The organism is Streptomyces sp. P13-3-3, from assembly GCF_050571355.1.
Lineage (GTDB): Bacteria > Actinomycetota > Actinomycetes > Streptomycetales > Streptomycetaceae > Streptomyces > Streptomyces althioticus.
The window spans coordinates 914,671-933,665 of sequence record NZ_CP192228.1 but is presented as its reverse complement, the minus strand read 5'-3'; the positions used below and the strand labels follow the sequence as shown (position 1 = coordinate 933,665).

General features: G+C 73.4%; 17 protein-coding genes, 1 tRNA gene and 1 pseudogene. 8 read left to right on the top strand and 11 right to left on the bottom strand.

The genetic code is table 11. From position 1 onward, the window contains the following. Positions 1 to 112 precede the first annotated feature (112 nt). A complete protein-coding gene (locus ACQZOG_RS04240; protein WP_033277500.1) occupies positions 113 to 391 on the top strand; it encodes a hypothetical protein in 279 nt (92 codons plus the stop codon). Between the two features lie 57 nt (positions 392 to 448). Here ACQZOG_RS04240 and ACQZOG_RS04235 read toward each other — a convergent pair whose 3' ends face one another. From ACQZOG_RS04235 to ACQZOG_RS04225, 3 genes are all read right to left on the bottom strand, one after another. Further along, positions 449 to 1,264, bottom strand: coding sequence for an RDD family protein (locus ACQZOG_RS04235; RefSeq protein ID WP_193455340.1), 816 nt, complete (start codon positions 1,262 to 1,264; stop codon positions 449 to 451). Between the two features lie 88 nt (positions 1,265 to 1,352). After that, positions 1,353 to 2,813, bottom strand: coding sequence for an RDD family protein (locus ACQZOG_RS04230; RefSeq protein WP_193467966.1), 1,461 nt, complete (start codon positions 2,811 to 2,813; stop codon positions 1,353 to 1,355). A 115-nt stretch (positions 2,814 to 2,928) separates the two neighbouring features. Then, positions 2,929 to 4,344, bottom strand: coding sequence for an FAD-binding oxidoreductase (locus tag ACQZOG_RS04225; protein ID WP_037639824.1), 1,416 nt, complete (start codon positions 4,342 to 4,344; stop codon positions 2,929 to 2,931). A 103-nt stretch (positions 4,345 to 4,447) separates the two neighbouring features. Between ACQZOG_RS04225 and ACQZOG_RS04220 the strand changes: the two are divergent. Then, positions 4,448 to 5,835, top strand: a pseudogene (locus ACQZOG_RS04220) (tetratricopeptide repeat protein). A 19-nt stretch (positions 5,836 to 5,854) separates the two neighbouring features. On the opposite strand, the gene hppD reads toward ACQZOG_RS04220, so the two are convergent. Beyond that, positions 5,855 to 7,000, bottom strand: a complete 1,146-nt coding sequence (gene hppD, locus ACQZOG_RS04215; RefSeq protein ID WP_033277505.1) for a 4-hydroxyphenylpyruvate dioxygenase — start codon at positions 6,998 to 7,000, stop codon at positions 5,855 to 5,857. Positions 7,001 to 7,122: 122 nt separating this feature from the next. Here hppD and ACQZOG_RS04210 point away from each other — a divergent pair, with 122 nt between their 5' ends. The 5 genes from ACQZOG_RS04210 to ACQZOG_RS04190 are packed head-to-tail and all read left to right on the top strand — an operon-like array spanning position 7,123 to position 11,352. Beyond that, the gene (locus tag ACQZOG_RS04210; RefSeq protein WP_006134418.1) at positions 7,123 to 7,593 is read left to right on the top strand and encodes an Lrp/AsnC family transcriptional regulator; all 471 of its coding nucleotides are present in this window, start codon (positions 7,123 to 7,125) and stop codon (positions 7,591 to 7,593) included. A 31-nt stretch (positions 7,594 to 7,624) separates the two neighbouring features. Beyond that, entirely contained in the window at positions 7,625 to 8,272 is a 648-nt protein-coding gene (locus tag ACQZOG_RS04205) for an ABC transporter permease (protein WP_037639826.1), read from the top strand. Continuing rightward, positions 8,265 to 9,539 (top strand): betaine/proline/choline family ABC transporter ATP-binding protein, encoded by a 1,275-nt coding sequence (locus ACQZOG_RS04200; protein ID WP_058916265.1) that lies wholly within the window; start codon positions 8,265 to 8,267, stop codon positions 9,537 to 9,539. The genes ACQZOG_RS04205 and ACQZOG_RS04200 overlap by 8 nt, the downstream gene beginning before the upstream one ends. Then, positions 9,536 to 10,381: an ABC transporter permease gene (locus tag ACQZOG_RS04195; RefSeq protein ID WP_193455343.1), complete on the top strand. Its 846-nt coding sequence runs from the start codon at positions 9,536 to 9,538 to the stop codon at positions 10,379 to 10,381. Before ACQZOG_RS04200 ends, ACQZOG_RS04195 begins: the two co-directional genes overlap by 4 nt. Further along, on the top strand, positions 10,378 to 11,352 hold the full coding sequence (locus tag ACQZOG_RS04190; protein WP_403258918.1) for a glycine betaine ABC transporter substrate-binding protein: 975 nt from the start codon (positions 10,378 to 10,380) through the stop codon (positions 11,350 to 11,352). The genes ACQZOG_RS04195 and ACQZOG_RS04190 overlap by 4 nt, the downstream gene beginning before the upstream one ends. Before the next feature lie 6 nt (positions 11,353 to 11,358). Here ACQZOG_RS04190 and ACQZOG_RS04185 read toward each other — a convergent pair whose 3' ends face one another. The 6 genes from ACQZOG_RS04185 to ACQZOG_RS04160 form a co-directional block, all read right to left on the bottom strand. Next, complete coding sequence (locus ACQZOG_RS04185; protein ID WP_033277510.1) at positions 11,359 to 12,150, bottom strand: S16 family serine protease; 792 nt, start codon at positions 12,148 to 12,150, stop codon at positions 11,359 to 11,361. A gap of 92 nt (positions 12,151 to 12,242) precedes the next feature. Continuing rightward, on the bottom strand, positions 12,243 to 12,884 hold the full coding sequence (locus tag ACQZOG_RS04180; protein ID WP_033277511.1) for an IclR family transcriptional regulator: 642 nt from the start codon (positions 12,882 to 12,884) through the stop codon (positions 12,243 to 12,245). 323 nt (positions 12,885 to 13,207) lie between these two features. After that, positions 13,208 to 15,001: a DEAD/DEAH box helicase gene (locus ACQZOG_RS04175; protein WP_203550723.1), complete on the bottom strand. Its 1,794-nt coding sequence runs from the start codon at positions 14,999 to 15,001 to the stop codon at positions 13,208 to 13,210. A 118-nt stretch (positions 15,002 to 15,119) separates the two neighbouring features. After that, entirely contained in the window at positions 15,120 to 15,494 is a 375-nt protein-coding gene (locus ACQZOG_RS04170) for a type II toxin-antitoxin system death-on-curing family toxin (protein ID WP_037639829.1), read from the bottom strand. Beyond that, positions 15,491 to 15,691: a hypothetical protein gene (locus ACQZOG_RS04165; RefSeq protein WP_037639831.1), complete on the bottom strand. Its 201-nt coding sequence runs from the start codon at positions 15,689 to 15,691 to the stop codon at positions 15,491 to 15,493. Before ACQZOG_RS04165 ends, ACQZOG_RS04170 begins: the two co-directional genes overlap by 4 nt. Before the next feature lie 48 nt (positions 15,692 to 15,739). Further along, positions 15,740 to 17,194, bottom strand: coding sequence for an MFS transporter (locus ACQZOG_RS04160; protein WP_193455345.1), 1,455 nt, complete (start codon positions 17,192 to 17,194; stop codon positions 15,740 to 15,742). A gap of 226 nt (positions 17,195 to 17,420) precedes the next feature. Between ACQZOG_RS04160 and ACQZOG_RS04155 the strand changes: the two genes are divergently transcribed. Next, positions 17,421 to 17,495: transfer RNA gene (locus ACQZOG_RS04155), tRNA-Cys, on the top strand. A gap of 130 nt (positions 17,496 to 17,625) precedes the next feature. On the opposite strand, the gene ACQZOG_RS04150 is transcribed toward ACQZOG_RS04155, so the two are convergent. Further along, positions 17,626 to 18,798: an SUKH-4 family immunity protein gene (locus tag ACQZOG_RS04150; protein ID WP_193455346.1), complete on the bottom strand. Its 1,173-nt coding sequence runs from the start codon at positions 18,796 to 18,798 to the stop codon at positions 17,626 to 17,628. Positions 18,799 to 18,995 lie beyond the last annotated feature (197 nt).

Sequence of the window (18,995 nt, the reverse complement as noted above, 5' to 3'; positions counted from 1 at the left end):
GTCACGCTTACTGTCCGTTCCCCTCGGGCACTCTCGCGGTTAGAGTCGCTTGGCGGAACGCCCTTGAGCCGGCGGAAAGCCAGGCCGACAGCCCCCGACTTCCGAGGACACGATGGCCATGCCCCGTCCGACTGTCGCTCAGTTCGCCTACGGCTCGTGCGCCGTGATCCTGTCGACCTTCGCGTTGCTGCTGCTGTCCGGGACGAGTTCCGGCGCGGGCGTCGCGGCGGTCGCCGTCGTGGCGCTCGCCCTGGGACTCGTGGTGGCCGTGCGCGTACCGGTCCCCGCGTCCCGTCGCCCCGCGGCGGCCCGGCCCGCGACGCCGCTCCCGGTGCGCGCCACGGTGCCGTCCCCGTCCCGCGAGCAGGTCCGCGAGCGCGCGGCGTCCTGACCCGACGCCCGCCGCGTGCAAGGCGATTTCCGGCCGCGTGCGAGCGGCGGCCCGGCGTCATCGGGCCGTGACCACGACGGTCCTGGCCGCCTTGTCGTGCAGTCCCTGCTTGTAGGGCCGGTCGAAGTAGCTCCAGCCGCCGGAGATCGCTGTCCACACGCAGGCGCAGCAGAAGGCGAACGGCAGCCACAGCACGGCCGCGCGGATCAGCGCGGTCTGCACGGAGGGGTTGGAGCCGTCGGAGAGGTTCGCCACCCGCATGCCCAGCCACTTCTTGCCGAGGGTGCGGCCGAAGCGGACGGCCATGAAGGTGTCGTACGCGATGTAGAGGGCGGCGGCGATGATCGACTGGGCGAAGCCGTTGCCGACGTTGACCTGGTCGCCGTCGAAGTTGTACTCGCTGACCCCGACCGGCCAGGTGAGCAGCCAGACGACGATGCCGACGAGGATCATGTCGATGATGCGGGCCAGCGTGCGCCGGCCGCTGTCGGCGAGCGGGGGCATCCCGGCCAGCGGGTCGGCCGGGCCGCCGCCCCCGTAGGGACCGCCGCCCGGGCCACCGCCGTAGGGACCGCCCGGGCCACCGCCGTAGGGACCGCCGGGGCCTCCCCCGTACGGGCCGCCGGGTCCGCCGCCGTAGGGGCCGCCCGCTCCCCCGCCGCCGTACGGGCCGCCGCCCCCGTAGGGGCTGCTGCCGCCCTGCCCGGGCGGGGGCGTGGCGCCCGGGGTGTCGTACGGAGAGCCCGAGCCCGGGCCGGGGGCGCCCGGCGGGGGCTGTTTCCTGAACGGGTCGTCGTCGGGCGGCTGCTGCTTCCTGAACGGGTCCTCGTCCGGCGGCTGCTGACCGGAGCCGGGGGGCGGTTCGGTGGTCATGCCCCCGATCCGATCCCGAACCCCGCGGCCCCGCATCCGGCGGGCCGCCGTCCGGAGTACCGGCGCCGTCCGCGCGGCCGACGCGCTGTCAGGCCGCGGCGACGAAGGTGTGCGCGGCCTTGTCGTGCCAGCACTGGCGCCAGGGCTTGTCGAACAGGCACCACAGCACGCCGACGACACCGACCACGAGCAGTCCGGGCACGCTGTACACCAGCCAGCGCCGCAGCGCCGCGCCGAACTCCGGGGCCTCGTGCGCCTCGATGTCCCGCACCTCGATGCCCATGAGCCTCTTGCCCAGCGTGCGGCCCCACTTGACGGTCGGCAGCACCTCGAGGAGCACCCCGCCGAGCAGCAGGACGGCGAGGACGATGCCGAGGTGGACGGAGGTGGTGCCGTCGAGCAGCCAGACGGTGACGGTCTCGCCGGAGAGCTTGGCCGCCTCGATCTTCGCGTCGATGTGGTCCAGGGCCTTCATGCCGAGGGGCACGGCGGCCGCGGCGGTGACGGCGCCGAGGACGACCGTGTCGAGCAGCCGGGCGGCCAGCCGGCGGCCCAGCGTGGCGGGCCGGGCGGCGGCCTGGCGGCGGGCGGCGGCCTGGAACACGTCGTCGACCGGCGGCTTCCAGGGCGCGGCCTGAGGTTCCGGGGTCGCGCCCGCCAGCCGGTGCACCTGCTGCGGCCAGGAGGGCTGCCCGCCTCCGGGGCCGGGCGTCAGCGGCGTCGAGGCGGCCGGGGCCGCGGCGGCCGCCGGGGTTGCCGGCGTGGACGCGGGTCCGGTGGTCTGCGGGGGCACGGCGGGCGCGGTGGCCTGCTGCGGGCCGGCCGGAGGGGCGGCGGGCGCGGACGCGGCGGCGGCACGCTCGGCCGCGGCCTTCCCCGCCGAGAAGCCGGGCCGTCCGGCGCCGGGCGCGGCGGTCTCCCCGGCGCGCGGGGAGACGGCGCGGAAGGTCATGGTGCCCTCGTCGCGGGACGCCGCCGCGCCGCCGGACGGGGCGGGCTGCTGCGCGGAGTCGGCCGTGGGCCTGCGGAAGACGAACGTCCCGTCCGCCTGTGGGGTGTCCTGGGAGGCGGCGGCCGGTCCGGAAGCGGCCGGGCCGCCCTGCGCCGCCGAGTCGTGCGGGACGCGGGGGTCGGCGCCCGCGGCGCCCCAGGAGACCTTGCGGTCCTGGTCGCCGCCGAAGCCGGACTGGCGGGTGCGGTCGGCGCCCCAGGCGGAGGCGGGCTCGGGCCGGCTGCCGTGCTGGGCGTCGGCCGGGCTCGGGGCCGCCGGGGCGGGCGCGTCGTCCGGGTCCTCGTCGAAGAAGTGCGGGCCGGTCTCCTCCACGGACGGCACGGCCTGGGCGGCGCCGGAGGACGCGGCCGGTGCCGCTCCGGACGGTGCGGCTCCGGGTGGCGGGGCGAGCGGCTCTCCGTCGGCGGGTGCCGGACGGCTGGTGCCCGGCACCCAGGAGGCGCCGTTCCAGTACCGGACGTATCCGGGAATGGAGGGGTCCGGGTAGTACCCCTCGCGGGGCCTGTCGTCTCCGGGTGCCGGGGTTGGGGCGCTCATGTCCGTCGTCCCGTATCTGCTCGAGGGATGGGTCGGGGGCCACCACATCTATCAGACGGGCGGGGGCCGGACGTCCCGTCCGGCCGGACCCCACCCCTTTCGGGCACCTTCTCGTTCAGAAGAGCTTGCCGGGGTTCAGAATGTCGAGCGGATCGAACGCGCGCTTGACGGCCCGTTGCATCTCCATGGACACCGGGCCGGCCTCCCGCGCCAGCCACTCCTTCTTCAGCACGCCGACGCCGTGCTCGCCGGTGATGGTGCCGCCGAGTTCCAGGCCGAGCGCCATGATCTCGTCGAAGGACTCACGGGCCCGCCGGGACTCGTCCGGGTCGGAGGCGTCGAAGCAGACCGTCGGGTGGGTGTTGCCGTCGCCGGCGTGGGCGACGACCCCGATGGTCAGCCCGTGCTTCTCGGAGATCCGCTCGACGCCCTCGATCAGCTCGCCGAGCCGGGAGCGGGGCACGCACACGTCGTCGATCATCGTGGTGCCCTTGACGGCCTCCAGCGCCACCAGGGACATCCGGCGGGCCTGGAGCAGCATCTCCGACTCGGCGGCGTCCTCGGCGGGGACGACCTGGGTGGCGCCGGCCTCCTCGCACAGCGCGCCCAGGGCGGCGAGGTCGGCGGCGGGGTCGGTGGTGTCGAACGCGGCCAGCAGCAGCGCCTCGGTGGACTCCGGCAGGCCCATGCGGGCCATGTCGTTGACCGCCTTGACGGTGGTGCGGTCCATCAGTTCGAGGAGGGACGGCACGTGACCGCCGGCCATGATGCGGCACACCGCGTCGCTCGCGGCGGCGCCGGAGGCGAACTCGGCGGCCAGCACCAGCTGCTCCGGCGGCTTGGGCCGCAGCGCGAGGACGGCGCGGACGACGATGCCGAGGGAGCCCTCGGAGCCGACGAACAGGCGGGTCAGGTCGTAGCCGGCGACGCCCTTGACGGTGCGGCGGCCGGTGGTGAGCAGCCGCCCGTCGGCGAGGACGACGTCCAGGCCGAGGACGTACTCGGCGGTGACGCCGTACTTCACGCAGCACAGGCCGCCGGAGGCGGTGCCGATGTTGCCGCCGATGGTGCACATCTCCCAGCTGGACGGGTCCGGCGGGTAGGCGAGGCCGTGCTCGGCGACCGCGCGGGAGAGGGCGGCGTTGATCACACCCGGTTCGACGACCGCGATCCGGTTCACCGGGTCGATCTCCAGGATGCGGTCCATCTTGGTCAGCGAGAGCACGATGCAGCCGTCGGTGGCGTTGGCGGCGCCGGACAGGCCGGTGCGGGCGCCCTGCGGGACGACCGGCACGCGCAGCTCGGTGGCGGTGCGCATGACATGCTGGACCTGCTCGACCGTCCGGGGCAGCACCACCACCGCGGGACTGCCCGCCGGGCAGAAGCTCGCCATGTCGTGGGCGTAGGAGGCCGTGACGTCCGGGTCGGTGAGGACGGCCTCCGCGGGCAGGCCGCCGAGCAGCCGGTCGACGAGAGGTCCGGCCGCCACCGTGTCTTCATCGCGTGGCGCTTCGATACGGCTCATGATCACAGCGTCGCACCCGGGGCCATCGGTGTGAACCCCGTGCGGGCGGCCGGGTTCCGCCGGAGTGTGATGATCATATGTAGGCCGTGTGTGACGCACAGTGTGCGCCATGGACGAACAGCCTCGTGCGCGCCGGCGGAGGTACCGCCGCGGTCTGCTCGCCTCGGCCGCCGGCGCCGCCGTGCTGGGCGGGGTTCTGGTGACGCTGCCGTGGGGCGGGCAGGCGCCGCGCCCACCCCGCAGGAGCGCGCCCTGGCCGCGGTGACCAGCGGCGTCCCGGCCGCGCTGGGCGACCTGGAGGCGCTGGCCGCCGAGCGCGAACGGCATCTGCGCACCCGCCCCCGGGACGCGCGCGCCTGGGCCGAGCTGGGCGCGGCCCGGGTCGAGCAGGGGCTGCGGCTGGCCGACCCGCGGTACTGGCCGCGCGCCGAGGAGGCGCTGCGCACCGCGCTGGAGGTACGGAAGGACAACGTGCCGGCGCTGCGGGCGATGGCCGTGCTGGCGAACGCCCGCCGCGACCATGCGAGCGCCCGCGCGTGGGGCGAGGCGGCGCGGAAGCTGGAGCCCGGACGGTGGACGACGTACCCGCCGCTCATCGAGGCGTCCGCCGGGCTCGGCGACGACGAGGAGGCCGGCCGGCTGCTGGAGAAGCTGGCGGAGCTGCGCTCGGGCCCGGCGGTGATGGTGCGGGCGGCCGCCGTCTACCGGGACCGCGGCTGGCGGGAGGACGCGGCGGCGAAGCTCGCGGACGCCGCGTCGGCCGCCGGGGAGCCCGCCGAGCGCGCGGCGTACCTGGAGCGGGCCGGGCAGCTCGCCTGGGAGCGCGGTGACCGGGAGGACGCGCTGCGCCACTTCCAGGAGGCGGTGCGTACCGACCCCGACCAGCGGGCGGCCCAGGCCGGGCAGGGGAGGGCACTGGCGGCGCTGGGCCGCACCACGGAGGCGCTGAGCGCGTACCGCACGGCCCTCGCGAGGCATCCGCGGCCGGAGTACGCGCTGGAGCTGGGCGAGCTGTACGAGTCGCTGGGGATGCGGCCGGCCGCCGAGGTGCAGTACGCGCAGCTGCGGGAGCGGGTCGGGCTGGCCGCCGCGCACGGCGCGGACGAGGAACTGGTGCTGGGCCGCTTCGAGGCCGACCACGGGGACGTGGAGGCGGCGGTGCGGCGGCTGCGGGCGGAGTGGAAGCGGCAGCCGTCGACGGAGGTCGCGGACGCGCTGGGCTGGGCGCTGCACCGGGCCGGGGAGCACGAGGAGGCGCTGCCGTTCGCGGTGCGGGCCACGGAGGGTACGAAGGGCGGGGGCGTGCGCAGCGCGCTGTTCGCCTACCACCGGGGGATGATCGAGCACTCCCTGGAGCGGTACGGGGCCGCGCGCCGCCATCTGACGGAGGCTCTGCGGATCAACCCGTGGTTCTCGCCGCTGCACGCGCCCCGCGCGAAGGAGGCGCTGGCCCGCCTGGGTGAGCCGTCCGTCCAGGCGGGCCCCGAGTCCTCCTGAGGGCGCGGGCGCGCGGCGCCTACAGGTTGCCGCGCTTGGCCTGCTCGCGCTCGATCGCCTCGAACAGGGCCTTGAAGTTGCCCTTGCCGAAGCCCATGGAGCCGTGGCGCTCGATCATCTCGAAGAAAACGGTCGGACGGTCCTGGACCGGCTTGGTGAAGATCTGCAGCAGGTAGCCGTCCTCGTCGCGGTCGACGAGGATCTTCAGCTCGCGCAGCGTCTCCACCGGCACGCGGGTCTCGCCCGCCCACTCGCCGAGGGTGTCGTAGTACGAGTCCGGGGTGTCCAGGAACTGCACGCCGGCGGCGCGCATCTGGCGGACGGTGTGCACGATGTCGTTGGTGTTCAGCGCGATGTGCTGGACGCCGGCGCCGCCGTAGAACTCCAGGTACTCGTCGATCTGCGACTTCTTCTTGGCGACGGCGGGCTCGTTGATCGGGAACTTGACCTTGAGCGTGCCGTCGGCCACGACCTTCGACATCAGCGCGCTGTACTCGGTCGCGATGTCGTCGCCCACGAACTCCTTCATGTTCGTGAAGCCCATGACCTTGTTGTAGAACTCGACCCACTCGTTCATGCGGCCGAGCTCCACGTTGCCGACGCAGTGGTCGACGGCCTGGAAGGAACGCTTGGCCGGCGGCTCGACGATCGGGTCGGCGGTGACGTAGCCGGGCAGGTAGGGGCCGTCGTAACCGCCGCGCTCGACCAGGGTGTGCCGGGTCTTGCCGTAGGTGGCGATGGCGGCCAGCACGACGGTGCCGTGCTCGTCCTTCAGCTCGTACGGCTCGGTGACGGAGGTGGCGCCGTGCTCGATCGCGTACGCGTACGCGGCGCGGGCGTCCGGCACCTCGATGGCGAGGTCGTACACGCCGTCGCCGTGCGCGGCCACGTGGTCCTCGAGGAAGGCGCCCCACTCGGTGGACCGCTTGATCACCGAGGTGAAGACGAAGCGGGCCGAGCCGCTCTCCAGCACGTAGGAGGCGGTCTCGCGGCTGCCGTTCTCCGGTCCGGAGTAGGCGACCAGCTGCATGCCGAAGGCGGTGGAGTAGTAGTGCGCCGCCTGCTTGGCGTTGCCCACGGCGAAGACGACCGCGTCCATTCCCTTGACCGGGAAGGGGTCTGCCTGCCGTGCGGTGTCGGGAGCGGTGTGTGTGGTCTGCGTCATAGGGGCAGGGTGGAACAGCCCTGCAAGGTGCGCAATAGTTCGCGCATTCACTGGGCAACATGTCCATCCGAATGCCCGTCTCGGCGGGCTTTCTGTACAGGATGACCACTGGGGAGAGCGGTATGGCGATCGATCATCTGGACGGGCGGATCATCCTGCTGCTGGCGCGCGAGCCGCGGATCGGGGTGCTGGAGATGTCCCGCCGGCTCGGGGTGGCGCGCGGGACCGTGCAGGCCCGCCTGGACCGTCTTCAGTCGAACGGAGTCATCCGCGGATTCGGCCCCCAGGTGGATCCCGCGGCGCTCGGCTACCCGGTCACCGCGTTCGCCACCCTGCAGATCCGGCAGGGCCAAGGCGCCGACGTACGGGCCCACTTGGCGACCGTCCCCGAGGTTTTGGAGCTGCACACCACCACCGGGACGGGGGACATGCTGTGCCGGCTGGTGGCTCGCTCCAACGCCGATCTCCAGCGGGTGATCGACCGCGTCGTCGGTTTTGATGGCATCGTCCGGGCGTCCACGGCGATCGTCATGGAGAACCCCGTTCCGCTGCGGATCATCCCGCTGGTGGAGCAGGCCGCGCTCGGCGAGTGACCGGACCTGGCCGAGCTGGGGGTGAGCGGATGTGAACTTCTGGGAGTACCTGGAGAGCCGGCACCAGCAACTGCTCATCGACGCCTACCAGCACGCCAGCGTCGTCTTCCAGTGCATGGTGGTGGCCACCGCCCTCGGTGTGCTGATCGGGATCGTCACCTACCGCAGCGAGTGGGCGGGCGGCCTCGCCACCACCGTCACCTCCACCCTGCTGACCTTCCCGGCGCTGGCCCTGATCGGCCTGCTCATCCCGATCGTGGGGCTGGGCGTGCCGCCGACCGTGATCGCGCTGACCCTGTACGGACTGCTGCCCGTCGTGCGGAACGCGATCGTGGGCCTGCGCGGGGTCGACCCGGCGCTCGTGGACGCGGCCACCGGCATCGGCATGTCCCGGCTGACCCGGCTGGTGCGGGTCGAACTGCCCCTGGCGTGGCCGCCGATCCTCACCGGAATCCGCGTCTCGACGCAGATGCTGATGGGCATCGCGGCCATCGCCGCCTTCGCCTCGGGACCCGGCCTCGGCAACCTGATCTTCCGCGGGATCGCCTCCCTGGGCAGCAAGAACGCCCTGAACCAGGTGCTCGCCGGCACCCTCGGCATCGTCGTCCTCGCCCTGCTGTTCGACGCCGCGTACGTCCTGATCGGACGGCTGACCATCTCCAGGGGGATCCGTGCCTGAGTCCGGTACGACGGAGGCCGCCCCCCGGTCGGTCGGGGCGACCATCGAGCTGGAGGGCCTCACCAAGCGCTACCCGGGCAGCGACCGGCCCGCCGTCGACGACGTCACCATGGAGATCGGGGCGGGCGAGACGGTGGTCTTCGTCGGCCCCTCCGGGTGCGGGAAGTCCACCACCCTGAAGATGATCAACCGGTTGATCGAGCCCACCGGCGGCCGGATCCGCATCGGCGGCGAGGACGTCACCGACATGGACCCGGTGAAGCTGCGCCGCACCATCGGCTACGCGATCCAGGCGAGCGGGCTGTTCCCGCACATGACCGTCGCGCAGAACATCGCCCTGGTGCCGAAGATGCTGCGCTGGCCGTCCGGGCGGGTGCGGGACCGGGTGGAGGAGATGCTGGACCTGGTCGGCCTGGACCCCGACGAGTTCCGCGACCGCTATCCGCGCCAGCTCTCCGGCGGCCAGCAGCAGCGCGTGGGCGTGGCGCGGGCGCTGGCGGCGGACCCGCCGGTGCTGCTGATGGACGAGCCGTTCGGCGCGGTCGACCCGATCACCCGGGACCACCTCCAGGACGAGCTGATCCGGCTCCAGCGCGAGCTGCACAAGACGATCGTCTTCGTCACCCACGACTTCGACGAGGCCATCAAGATCGGCGACCGGATCGCGGTGCTGCGCGAGCAGTCCCACATCGCCCAGTTCGACACCCCGGAGGCGATCCTCACCAACCCCGCCGACGACTTCGTGTCCGGCTTCGTCGGCGCGGGCGCCGCGCTGAAGCGGCTCAACCTCACCCGGGTCGGGGACGTGGCCGTCACCGACTACCCGACGGTGGGCGTGGACGACCCGCTCGACGAGATCTCCGCCCGGCTGCGCTCCGCCGGCACGGACGAGGTGCTGGTGCTGGACAAGCGGGGCCGCCCCTACAAGTGGCTGCGGCGCGGCGACATCGCGCGCACCCAGGGTTCCCTGGCCCGCGCGGGCGTCCTGGTGCACGACACGGTGACCCGGGACGCCACCCTGCGGGACGCCCTGGAGGCGGTGCTCACCGACAACACGGGCCGCGTCGCGGTGACCGGGCGGCGGGGCGCGTACGAGGGTGTCGTGGACGTGGAGACGCTGATGAACTCCGTGCACGAGCTGCTGGAGGCGGACCGGCTGGAGGCGCGGGAGTCGCAGGCCGGCCTGGAGGAGCAGCGGTCCGCGCAGACGCACGCCGAGCAGGAGGGCGCGCACCCCCCGGGCGACCGCGGGGAGGCGCAGGCGTGAGGACCTCCGAGGGGCGGCGGCCCGAGGACGGGCCCGAGGCGGTCGAGGACACGGGGACGGACGGGGAGGAGGCCCCTCCCCCGGTCCGCCCGGCCGTGGCGCCGACGCGGGTGACCTGGCAGAAGCTGACCCTGCTGCCGCTGCTGCTGATCGCCGTGCTGCTGGCGACCTGGCTGTGGTTCGAGCAGGCCGACCTGGACGCCCTCACCCGCAACGCGCTGTCGGACGGGCGGGTGTCGAAGGCGCTGTGGCAGCACATCGAGCTGACCGTGATCTCGACGTTCTTCGTGCTGATCATCGCCATCCCGCTGGGCATCCTGCTGACCCGGGGGCAGGCGAGCCGGGCCACCCCGGTGGTGATGACGCTCGCCAACATCGGCCAGGCCACCCCCGCGATCGGTCTGCTGGCGCTGCTGGTGATCTGGCTCGGCATCGGCCGCCGGGCGGCCCTGATCGGCATCATCGCCTACGCCGTGCTGCCGGTGCTGTCCAACACGATCGCCGGGCTGCGGGCCAACGACCCGGCGCTGCTGGAGGCGGCGCGCGGCATCGGCATGTCCCCGGTGGGCGTGCTCACCCGCGTGGAACTGCCGCTCGCCGTGCCGCTGATCCTCGCGGGCGTGCGCACCGCGCTGGTGCTGAACGTCGGCACGGCGACGCTCGCCACCTTCGGCGGGGGCGGCGGGCTCGGCGTGCTGATCACCACCGGGATCACCAGCCAGCGGATGCCGGTGCTGGTGGTGGGGTCGGTGCTCACCGTCGCGCTGGCCCTGCTGGTGGACTGGCTGGCCTCGCTGGCGGAGCTGCTGCTGCGGCCGCGCGGGCTGGAGGCCGGGCCGTGAGCGGGCGCCCGGGGGTGCGGCTGACACTGGCGGCGGCGCTGCTGGCGGTGGTGTCGGGGTGCGGGCTGACCAGCGGGTCGCCCATGGTCGACGACGTGGAGCCGGGCACGATCGGCCGGGGGAAGCCGCTGGAGGGTGCCGAGCTCACCGTCACCTCCAAGGAGTTCACGGAGCAGCTGATCCTCGGCGCGATCATGGGGATCGCCTTCCAGGCGGCGGGCGCGGACGTGGTGGACCGGACGGGCATCCAGGGCTCGGTCGGCTCGCGGGAGGCGGTCGTCAAGGGCGAGGCGGACGCCGGGTTCGAGTACACGGGCACGGCGTGGATCACGTACCAGGGCAACACCAGGCCGATCCCCGATCCGCGCGAGCAGTGGCTGGCGGTGCGGGACGCGGACGCGAAGAACGGCGTGACCTGGCTGGAGCCGTCGGAGCTGAACAACACGTACGCCCTGGCCATGAACCAGGCCAACTACGAGCGGTACCGCACCCGCACCCTGTCGGAGGTCGCGGAGCTGTCGAAGACCGACCCGGGCGCGGTGACGCTGTGCGTGGAGGGCGAGTTCGCCAACCGCGCGGACGGGCTGCCCGGCATGGAGAAGGCGTACGGGATGAGCGTCCCGGCGGGCAACATCACGCAGATGGACTCCGGGATCATCTACACGCAGACGGCCAAGGGCGCCTGCACCTACGGCGAGGTGTACACCACCGACGGGCGGATCAAGTCCATGAACCTGGTGGTGATGGAGGACGACAGGAAGTTCTTCCCCAACTACAACGCGGCCCCGACCGTGAACAGCAGGACGCTGGAGAAGTGGCCGGCGATCGCGGAGGTGCTGGCCCCGGTCACGGAGAAGCTGGACAACACCGTGGCGCAGACCCTCAACGCCCGGGTCGACGTCGACGGGGAGGACCCCCATCAGGTCGCGCTGGACTGGATGGTGGCCGAGGGGTTCGTGACGGAGGGGTAGCGGGGGTCAGCAGGCGGGGACCTTGCCGGTGCCCTTCTCCAGGGCGACCAGCGCGTCGACGGCGCCCTCGAGCGTGGTCACCGGGACCAGGCGCAGCCCCTGGGGCAGTTCGGCCTGGGCCTCGGCGCACTCGTCGCGCGGGACGAGGAAGACGGTGGCGCCGTCCCGCTTGGCGGCCCGCGTCTTCAGCGGCACGCCTCCGACCGCGCCGACCCGGCCCGCGGAGTCGATGGTGCCGGTGCCGGCCACGACCCGGCCGCCGGTGAGGTCGCCGCCGCTGCCGTCCCCGTCCAGCTTGTCGACGATGCCGAGGGAGAACAGCAGTCCGGCGCTCGGGCCGCCGACGTCGGCGAGTTTCAGGGTGACGTCGATGCCCTGGTTCTCGCGGCCCAGGTACGTCAGCGCGGCCCGGGTGGCCTCGTCCTGGGACTCCTTCATCTGCTTCCGGTTGAACTGCTCGATCTCCCGGACGTCGTCCCCGCTGGGGTAGACGGCGTCGCGGGGCATGACCGCCTCGTCCGTGCGGAACCAGCTGTCGATCACCTGCGGCAGGTTGACGCGGGTGTCCGGGGAGGTCGCCTCGATGGTGGTCATCCGCAGCTGGCCGGTGGTCTCCCGTACGGGGGCGCCGGAGATGGTGATGACCTGCTGTCCCTTGTTCTCGCCGAGCACGTCGGCCGTCAGCCCGGGCTGCGCCACGGAGAAGGGCAGCGGCGCGAGCACGGCGGTGGCCAGCAGCGCGACGGCCGGGGCGGCGCAGACGGCGAGGGCCTGGGGACGTGTGAGGCGAGTGAGCACGGAGCCAATCTAACGTGACGGGCGTGGCACCCTGCCGGGGTGCCCGCGGGGGCGGATCCGCCGGGGTGGGCGCCCCCGCCCGGTGCGGGCGGTCAGCGCAGGGCCTCGGCGACCTCCCGGGCCGCCTCCACCACCCGCTTGCCGACCCGTTCCGGCACGACGTCCGCCAGCATGACGACGCCCACGCTGCCCTCGACGCCCGTGACACCCACGAGCGGCGCGGCCGCCCCGCAGGCGCCGGTCTCCAGCTCGCCGTGGGTGAGGGTGTAGCCGGGGTCGCCGGGAGCCTTCTGCCGGGCGGCGAGTATCGCCCTGCCCGCGGCGCCGCGGTCCAGCGGATGCCGGAACCCGGCCCGGTAGGCCACGTGGTAGTCGGTCCACGACGGCTCCACCACCGCCACGGCGAGGGCCTCCGCCCCGTCGACCAGAGTCAGGTGGGCGGTCGCGCCGATGTCCTCCGCGAGGGACCGCAGCGCCGGCATCGCCGCCTCCCGGACCAGCGGGTGCACCTGTCGTCCCAGCCGCAGCACGCCGAGGCCGACGCGGGCCCGGCCGCCGAGGTCGCGGCGGACCAGCGCGTGCTGTTCCAGCGTGGCGAGCAACCGGTACACGACGGTCCGGTTGACGCCCAGTTTCTGGGAAAGCTCGGTGACGGTCAGCCCGTGATCCGTGTCGGCGAGCAGTTTCAGGACCCGTAGGCCCCTGTCGAGCGTCTGAGAGGTCTCCGCGGTCACGACGCCCACTCCTTCAGTGGTGAGGTCGACGGCCCCCTCGCCGCAGGTGCGTCACCGGTCCCGGCGGTCACGCGCTTCAGAGGGCCGCCGATCGGCCGTCGGCCCGGACCAGTCCCGGGCACAGTCGCTTCACGGCTGCGCTCCGCGGCGGCGCTGCCACGGGGCGTGTGCGTAGCGGGACAGTAGCGAGCCGGTCCCGCTGAGCGGAAGGCTCCGTCCAGAATCCGGTCACCGGTTGCACAAAGTGGTCACTTTTGTCCCGGTACGCACACGAGGGGACCGCTCCCATTCACTTCCCCGTCCACACGTGACGCACAGGCGTCTCACCGCATGCGGGTGGCCCACTCCTGCACCTTGGCGATCCGCTGGCGCAGCTGTCCCGCCGTCGCCTCGGCGGACGGCGGACCCCCGCACACCCGGCGCAGCTCCGTGTGGATCACGCCGTGCGGCTTGCCGCTCTGGTGGGCGTAGGCGCCGACGAGCGAGTTGAGCTTCTTGCGCAGCTCCATCATCTCCTTGTGGGAGACCACGGGCCGCCGCTCGGCGGGCAGTTCGAGCAGGTCGGCCTCCTCGGCCGGCTTCTTCCTGCTGTGCGCGATCTGCCGGGCCTGCCGCTTCTGGAGCAGCAGCTGCACCTGGTCGGGCTCCAGCAGGCCGGGGATGCCGAGGTAGTCCTGCTCCTCCTCGCTGCCGGGGTGCGCCTGCATCCCGAACTCGGCGCCGTTGTACATGACCCGGTCGAAGACCGCGTCGGACTCCAGCGCCTCGAAGGGCAGCATGTCCTGCTCGCCGGTGTCCTCATCCTGCTGCTTGTTCGCCTCGTCCATCTCCTTCTCGGACTCGGCGTAGGGGTCCTCCTCGCCCGCCTTCTTGGGCTTGTCGAGGACGTGGTCGCGCTCGCGCTCCATCTCGTTGGCGAAGCCGAGCAGGTCCGGCACGGTCGGCAGGAACACGGACGCGGTCTCGCCGCGCCGCCGGGACCGTACGAAGCGGCCGACGGCCTGGGCGAAGAAGAGGGGCGTGGAGATCGTGGTGGCGTACACGCCGACCGCGAGACGCGGGACGTCGACGCCCTCGGACACCATGCGGACGGCCACCATCCAGCGGTCGTCGCTCGCGCTGAACTCGTCGATCCGTTTGGACGCGCCGGCGTCGTCGGAGAGCACGAGGGTGGCCTTGTGGCCGGTGATGTCGCGGATCAGCTTGGCGTAGGCGCGCGCGGAGTCCTGGTCGGAGGCGATGACCAGGGCGCCGGCGTCCGGGATGGCCTTCCTGACCTCGGTGAGCCGCTGGTCGGCGGCGCGCAGCACGGACGGCATCCACTCGCCGCGCGGGTCGAGGGCGGTGCGCCAGGCCTGGCTGATCGCGTCCTTGGTCATGGGCTCGCCGAGCCGGGCGGCGATCTCGTCGCCCGCCTTGGTGCGCCAGCGCATGTTGCCGCTGTACGACATGAAGATCACGGGCCGCACGACGCCGTCGGCGAGCGCGGAGCCGTACCCGTAGGTGTAGTCGGCGGACGACCGGCGGATCCCGTCGTCGCCCTCCTCGTACACCACGAACGGGATGGGGTTGGTGTCCGAGCGGAACGGCGTACCGGTCAGCGCGAGGCGGCGGGTGGCCGGCTCGAACGCCTCCAGGCACGCCTCGCCCCACGACTTGGAGTCGCCGGCGTGGTGGATCTCGTCCAGGATCACGAGCGTCTTGCGCTGCTCGACGCGGTTGCGGTGCAGCATGGGGCGCACGCCGACACCGGCGTACGTGACGGCGACGCCGTGGTACTCCCTGCCGAGCGGGCCCGCGCTGTACTCCGGGTCGAGCTTGATGCCTATGCGGGCGGCCGCCTCCGCCCACTGCTTCTTCAGATGCTCGGTGGGCGCGACGACCGTCACCTGCTGCACGACGTGGTGGTGCAGCAGCCAGGACGCCAGCGTCAGCGCGAACGTGGTCTTTCCGGCGCCGGGCGTGGCGACCGCGAGGAAGTCACGGGGCTGAGCCTGGATGTACTTGTCCATCGCCCCCTGCTGCCAGGCGCGCAGCTTGCCGGCGGTGCCCCAGGGGGCACGGCCGGGGAAGGCCGGGGACAGGTGGTGCGAGGCGGTGCCGGCGGTGGTAGTCACGATCTCCGGGAGGGTGGTTCGGGCGGCTCTGGTACGTGCGACGACCGGGCCACCCTACCGATGCGGCGGTGACGCACATGCCGCTACGCGGCCGTCCCGCCCGAGGGTGGGACCCACATCACAACCGCCTCAGCCGCCGCGCGATTTCTCCCACATCACTCTCCGCCCCCGATGCCACATCGACGACCAGCGTGTACGCCGTGTCCTGGTCCACGCCCGCGAGGTCGACCCCGTTCACCGCGAGGAAGGTGGCGGTGGCCAGCCAGGCGGTGCGTTTGTTGCCGTCGACGAACGGGTGGTTCGTCGCGACGGCGTGGAGGAGCGCCGCGGCCTGCTCGTGCAGATCCTCGTACGCCGCGGTGCCGAACATCCGGGCGCGTGGGCGGTGCACGGCCGAGGCCAACAGCCCCGGCGCCCGGGTCTCGGGCGGCTGCCCGCCGAAGGCGACCTCGGCGATGGCCGTGACCTCGTCGACGGTGAGGTGCCGGGTCATTCGCCGAGCCTCCTCAGCAACTCGGCGTGCTCCCGCGCGATGCGCTCGGCGACGGCACGCACCAGCGTGCCCTCCTCGTGCAGGTGGCGGCGCAGCGCTTCCCGCGCGACCTCCTCCGGGGCGCGGTCCTGCGCGTCCGCGAGGTCGTGGAGAGCTTGGTGTACGTCGGGGTCGAGGCGGAGAACCAGTTCGGACATGGCGGGAGACTACTGTCGGCGATCACCTGGTGACGACCGGTTTACGGGTCAACGCTCCCGCACCCGAGCAGCCACCCACACCCCCGCCAGGGCTACCGCCGCCATCGGCAGGAACACCGCGGCGAAGGCGGCCGGGTGGGAGCCGGTGGCCTCCGTGGCCGCGTGGCTGACGGTGCCCCCGCCGAGGGCGGCGAAGGCGGCGCCGCCGATCGCCAGGAGGAGGACGTTGGACAGGCCGTCGGAAATCTGGAGGGCGGCGGAGTTGGTGCCGGCCTCCTCGGGCGCGGAGAGCTGGAGGAGCAGCACGCTGGTGGAGGAGATCACCAGTCCCATGCCGAAGCAGCCGAACGCCCACGCCACCGCCAGCGTCCAGGCCGGCACGGAGTGGATCAGCACGCTCGGCGCCGCCGCGATCGCGAACGCGACCAGCAGCATCCCGACGGTCATCAGCCGCTCCCGGTGCTTCTCCAGGCGGGGCCGGGACTGCACCCAGGAGCCCAGCGCCCAGGTGCCGCCGCCCGCCGCGAGGGAGAAGCCTGCCAGCGTCGGGCTGAGCCCTCGCTGGGTGACCAGCATCAGCGGGACGAAGGACTCCGCCGCGATGAAGGACCCGGCGGCGACACCGCGCAGCAGCACCACCGACGGCAGACCACGCGCCGCGCGCCAGGTGCCGCGCGGGAGCAGGCCGAGGACGGCAGGGACCAGCAGGGCCACGCCCAGCGCGCCCGGCAGCAGGGACAGCCAGCGCAGGTCCTGCGCGGCGTACTGGAGCAGGCCCGCCCCGAAGGAGATGGCGAGGGCCAGCCGGATACGGCGGCGGTCGAAGGAGGCCGGGGCCTCGGCGGCGTCCCCGACCGGGCCGGAGGCGAGCCGCCGGATCTGGGGCAGGGCGAGCGCCAGCGGGAGCACCACGATCACCGGGATGCCGAGGAACACCCAGCGCCAGCCGAGGTGCTCGGTCACCGCGCCGGAGGCGAGCGGGCCGACGATCGACGGGACGACCCAGGCGGCCGCGAACGCCGCCATGATGGCCGGGCGCAGCCGCTCGGGATAGGCGCGGCCGACGACGACGTACAGGGCGACGATCACCAGGCCGCCGCCGAGGCCCTGGACCGCGCGGCCCAGGATGAACAGCCACATCGTGCCCGCCGTGCCGCCGATCAGCAGCCCGGCGGCGAAGGAGGCGATGCCCCAGGTGAGCGGGGCGAGCGGGCCGCGCCGGTCGGACCACTGGCCGGACAGCACCATGCCGAAGAGGCTGGTGGTGAAGTATCCGGAGAACGCGAACGCGTACAGCGACACGCCGTTCAGCTCGCGGGCCGCGACGGGCATCGCCGTGCCCACCGCGGTCGCCTCGAAGGCGATCAGCAGCACGACGGAGACGACCCCGATGCTCAGTGCGCGGTACCGGCGGCTGAGGACGGTGTCGTCGGGGACGACGGCCGGGGCGGGGGCGCCGGCGGGCTCGGCGACACCCGTGTCGCGGGGGTTCGGGGCGGTCATGACCGCCAGGGTAAGGTCCACGGCCCTGGTTGACCCCTGTCGGGGGTCGGGAACGAGACCGGGACCTTGGTCGTAGGACCGGGGTGTCCGGCCCTTTGTGAACGGCGCATGGCAGTCGCGTTGCACGCCCCGGCGTTCCCTTGAGCACCGTCAGCCGCCCGCCGTACGGTCGACGCACCGGTTCGGGACGGCGAGACGCCGCACGGCGCCTCTCCCCCACCGACACGGCCGTGTGCCCGAGTGGTTCAGGGACTCGCCTGCAAAGCGAGTTACGCGGGTTCGATCCCCGCCACGGCCTCCAGAAAGAGGACCCGCCTGCGCTGCATCCGACAGCGAGCTCCGCTCGCGGAGAGTTACGCGGGTTCGATCCCCGCCACGGCCTCCGGAAAGGGCGGGGCGCTTACCGAGCGCCCCGCCCTTCGGCGTGCGCGCTACAGAACCCCGCCCGCCTCGTCCTGGAAGAGGCGGGTCCAGTAGTGCCAGTCGGCGTCCGGGGTCGTGCCCGTCGGGTCGACCGAGGCGAGGACCTGGATCATCGTCAGGGCGAGCTGGTCGTAGACGTCGCTCGTGAGCGCGTGGCCGGAGGCCTCGTCGAGGGAGCGCTCCCGGTGCAGGAGCCAGAGGGTGAACGCCAGCGTGGAGATGTCCGTGTTCAGCGGGCGCAGCGCCCCGTCCGACTCGCTCCAGCTCAGCACCGCCCCCGTCGCCCCGTCGACGACCAGGCCGTGGTCGTCGATCAGGTGCCCGACGCGGATCAGCCGGTCGGCGTGGGCCGGGAGGAGGCCGGGCGGGAAGCCGCCGCAGTCGTCGGCCGCGTACTCCGTGAGCGTGCGCAGCGGCTGGTCCGTGTCCAGCGAGAACAGGAAGCCGTCCTCGGGCAGGCCCGTCTCGCGCAGGAAGCGGCGGGTCGGCTCGTGCGTGAGCGTCGCGGGGAAGTCGACCTCCTCGAAGCGGACCACGCCGCCCCGGCCGAACTCGTCGTCCAGCAGCCGCAGGGGGAGGTCCAGGGCGAGGCCCGAGGCCGTGCCGGGGCCGGCGACCAGGGCGAGGGGGCGGATCAGCGCCGCCATCCGCCAGAACGGCGCGGGCTCGCCGTCCGCGCCCTCCTCGAACACCGCGAGCAGCTGCCGGGAGGCCTCCGCGACCGCCTTGGTGCCGTACCGCCCGGCGTAGGCGGCGAACTGGCCGCGCAGTCCCGCCAGTTCGTCCGTGGCCGCGGCGAAGCGGACGAACGTCGGCAGGGACGGGGCGAGCGGACGGCAGTCCAGGAGGTCGGGCCGGTCCTGGACGTACGCGCTGGAGACCTCGCCGGTGGCGCCGTCGAGCAGCACGGCCTCCGGTTCGAGGCCCGCCGGGGCGGCGAACGCGCCGATGACGAGCCGGTCGCGCAGCGCGGGCGACAGCAGGTCGGCGGCTCCGGTCACCTCGGCGACCGTGGGCAGGCCGCCGGGGCGGGCGGGCTCGATGAAACGGAACAGGCCGTTGTCGCACGGCAGTCCGGGTCCGGTCAGCCAGCTCCGCGTCGACGCGTGCGTGACCTGGGGACCGAGGTCGTCCTCGGTGAGTGCGATCGCCCTCGCGACAACGGTGTCGGTCGTGCTCATGATTCCCCCGCGATACGTGTGCTCGGTCCCGGGCCCGCGAACGTCCCGCCCCGGGCAGGACGGCCCGCGCCCTGCCGGACCCACGGCCGTCCCCCACTGCTCCGAAGAGTACGCGGCACCACTGACAACGCATCGGAAACGGGGAGCGCGGCCGGCGCCCTGCTTCTCAAGACGCGCGGGAGGCCCCGAGCGTTGCC

Coding starts and splice junctions, on each gene's coding strand:
- ACQZOG_RS04240 (WP_033277500.1), top strand. CDS start 113: ATGGCCATGCCCCGTCCGACTGTCGCTCAGTTCGCCTACGGCTCGTGC.
- ACQZOG_RS04235 (WP_193455340.1), bottom strand. CDS start 1,264: ATGACCACCGAACCGCCCCCCGGCTCCGGTCAGCAGCCGCCGGACGAG.
- ACQZOG_RS04230 (WP_193467966.1), bottom strand. CDS start 2,813: ATGAGCGCCCCAACCCCGGCACCCGGAGACGACAGGCCCCGCGAGGGG.
- hppD (WP_033277505.1), bottom strand. CDS start 7,000: ATGACGCAGACCACACACACCGCTCCCGACACCGCACGGCAGGCAGAC.
- ACQZOG_RS04210 (WP_006134418.1), top strand. CDS start 7,123: ATGGCGATCGATCATCTGGACGGGCGGATCATCCTGCTGCTGGCGCGC.
- ACQZOG_RS04170 (WP_037639829.1), bottom strand. CDS start 15,494: ATGACCCGGCACCTCACCGTCGACGAGGTCACGGCCATCGCCGAGGTC.
- ACQZOG_RS04165 (WP_037639831.1), bottom strand. CDS start 15,691: ATGTCCGAACTGGTTCTCCGCCTCGACCCCGACGTACACCAAGCTCTC.
- ACQZOG_RS04160 (WP_193455345.1), bottom strand. CDS start 17,194: ATGACCGCCCCGAACCCCCGCGACACGGGTGTCGCCGAGCCCGCCGGC.
- ACQZOG_RS04150 (WP_193455346.1), bottom strand. CDS start 18,798: ATGAGCACGACCGACACCGTTGTCGCGAGGGCGATCGCACTCACCGAG.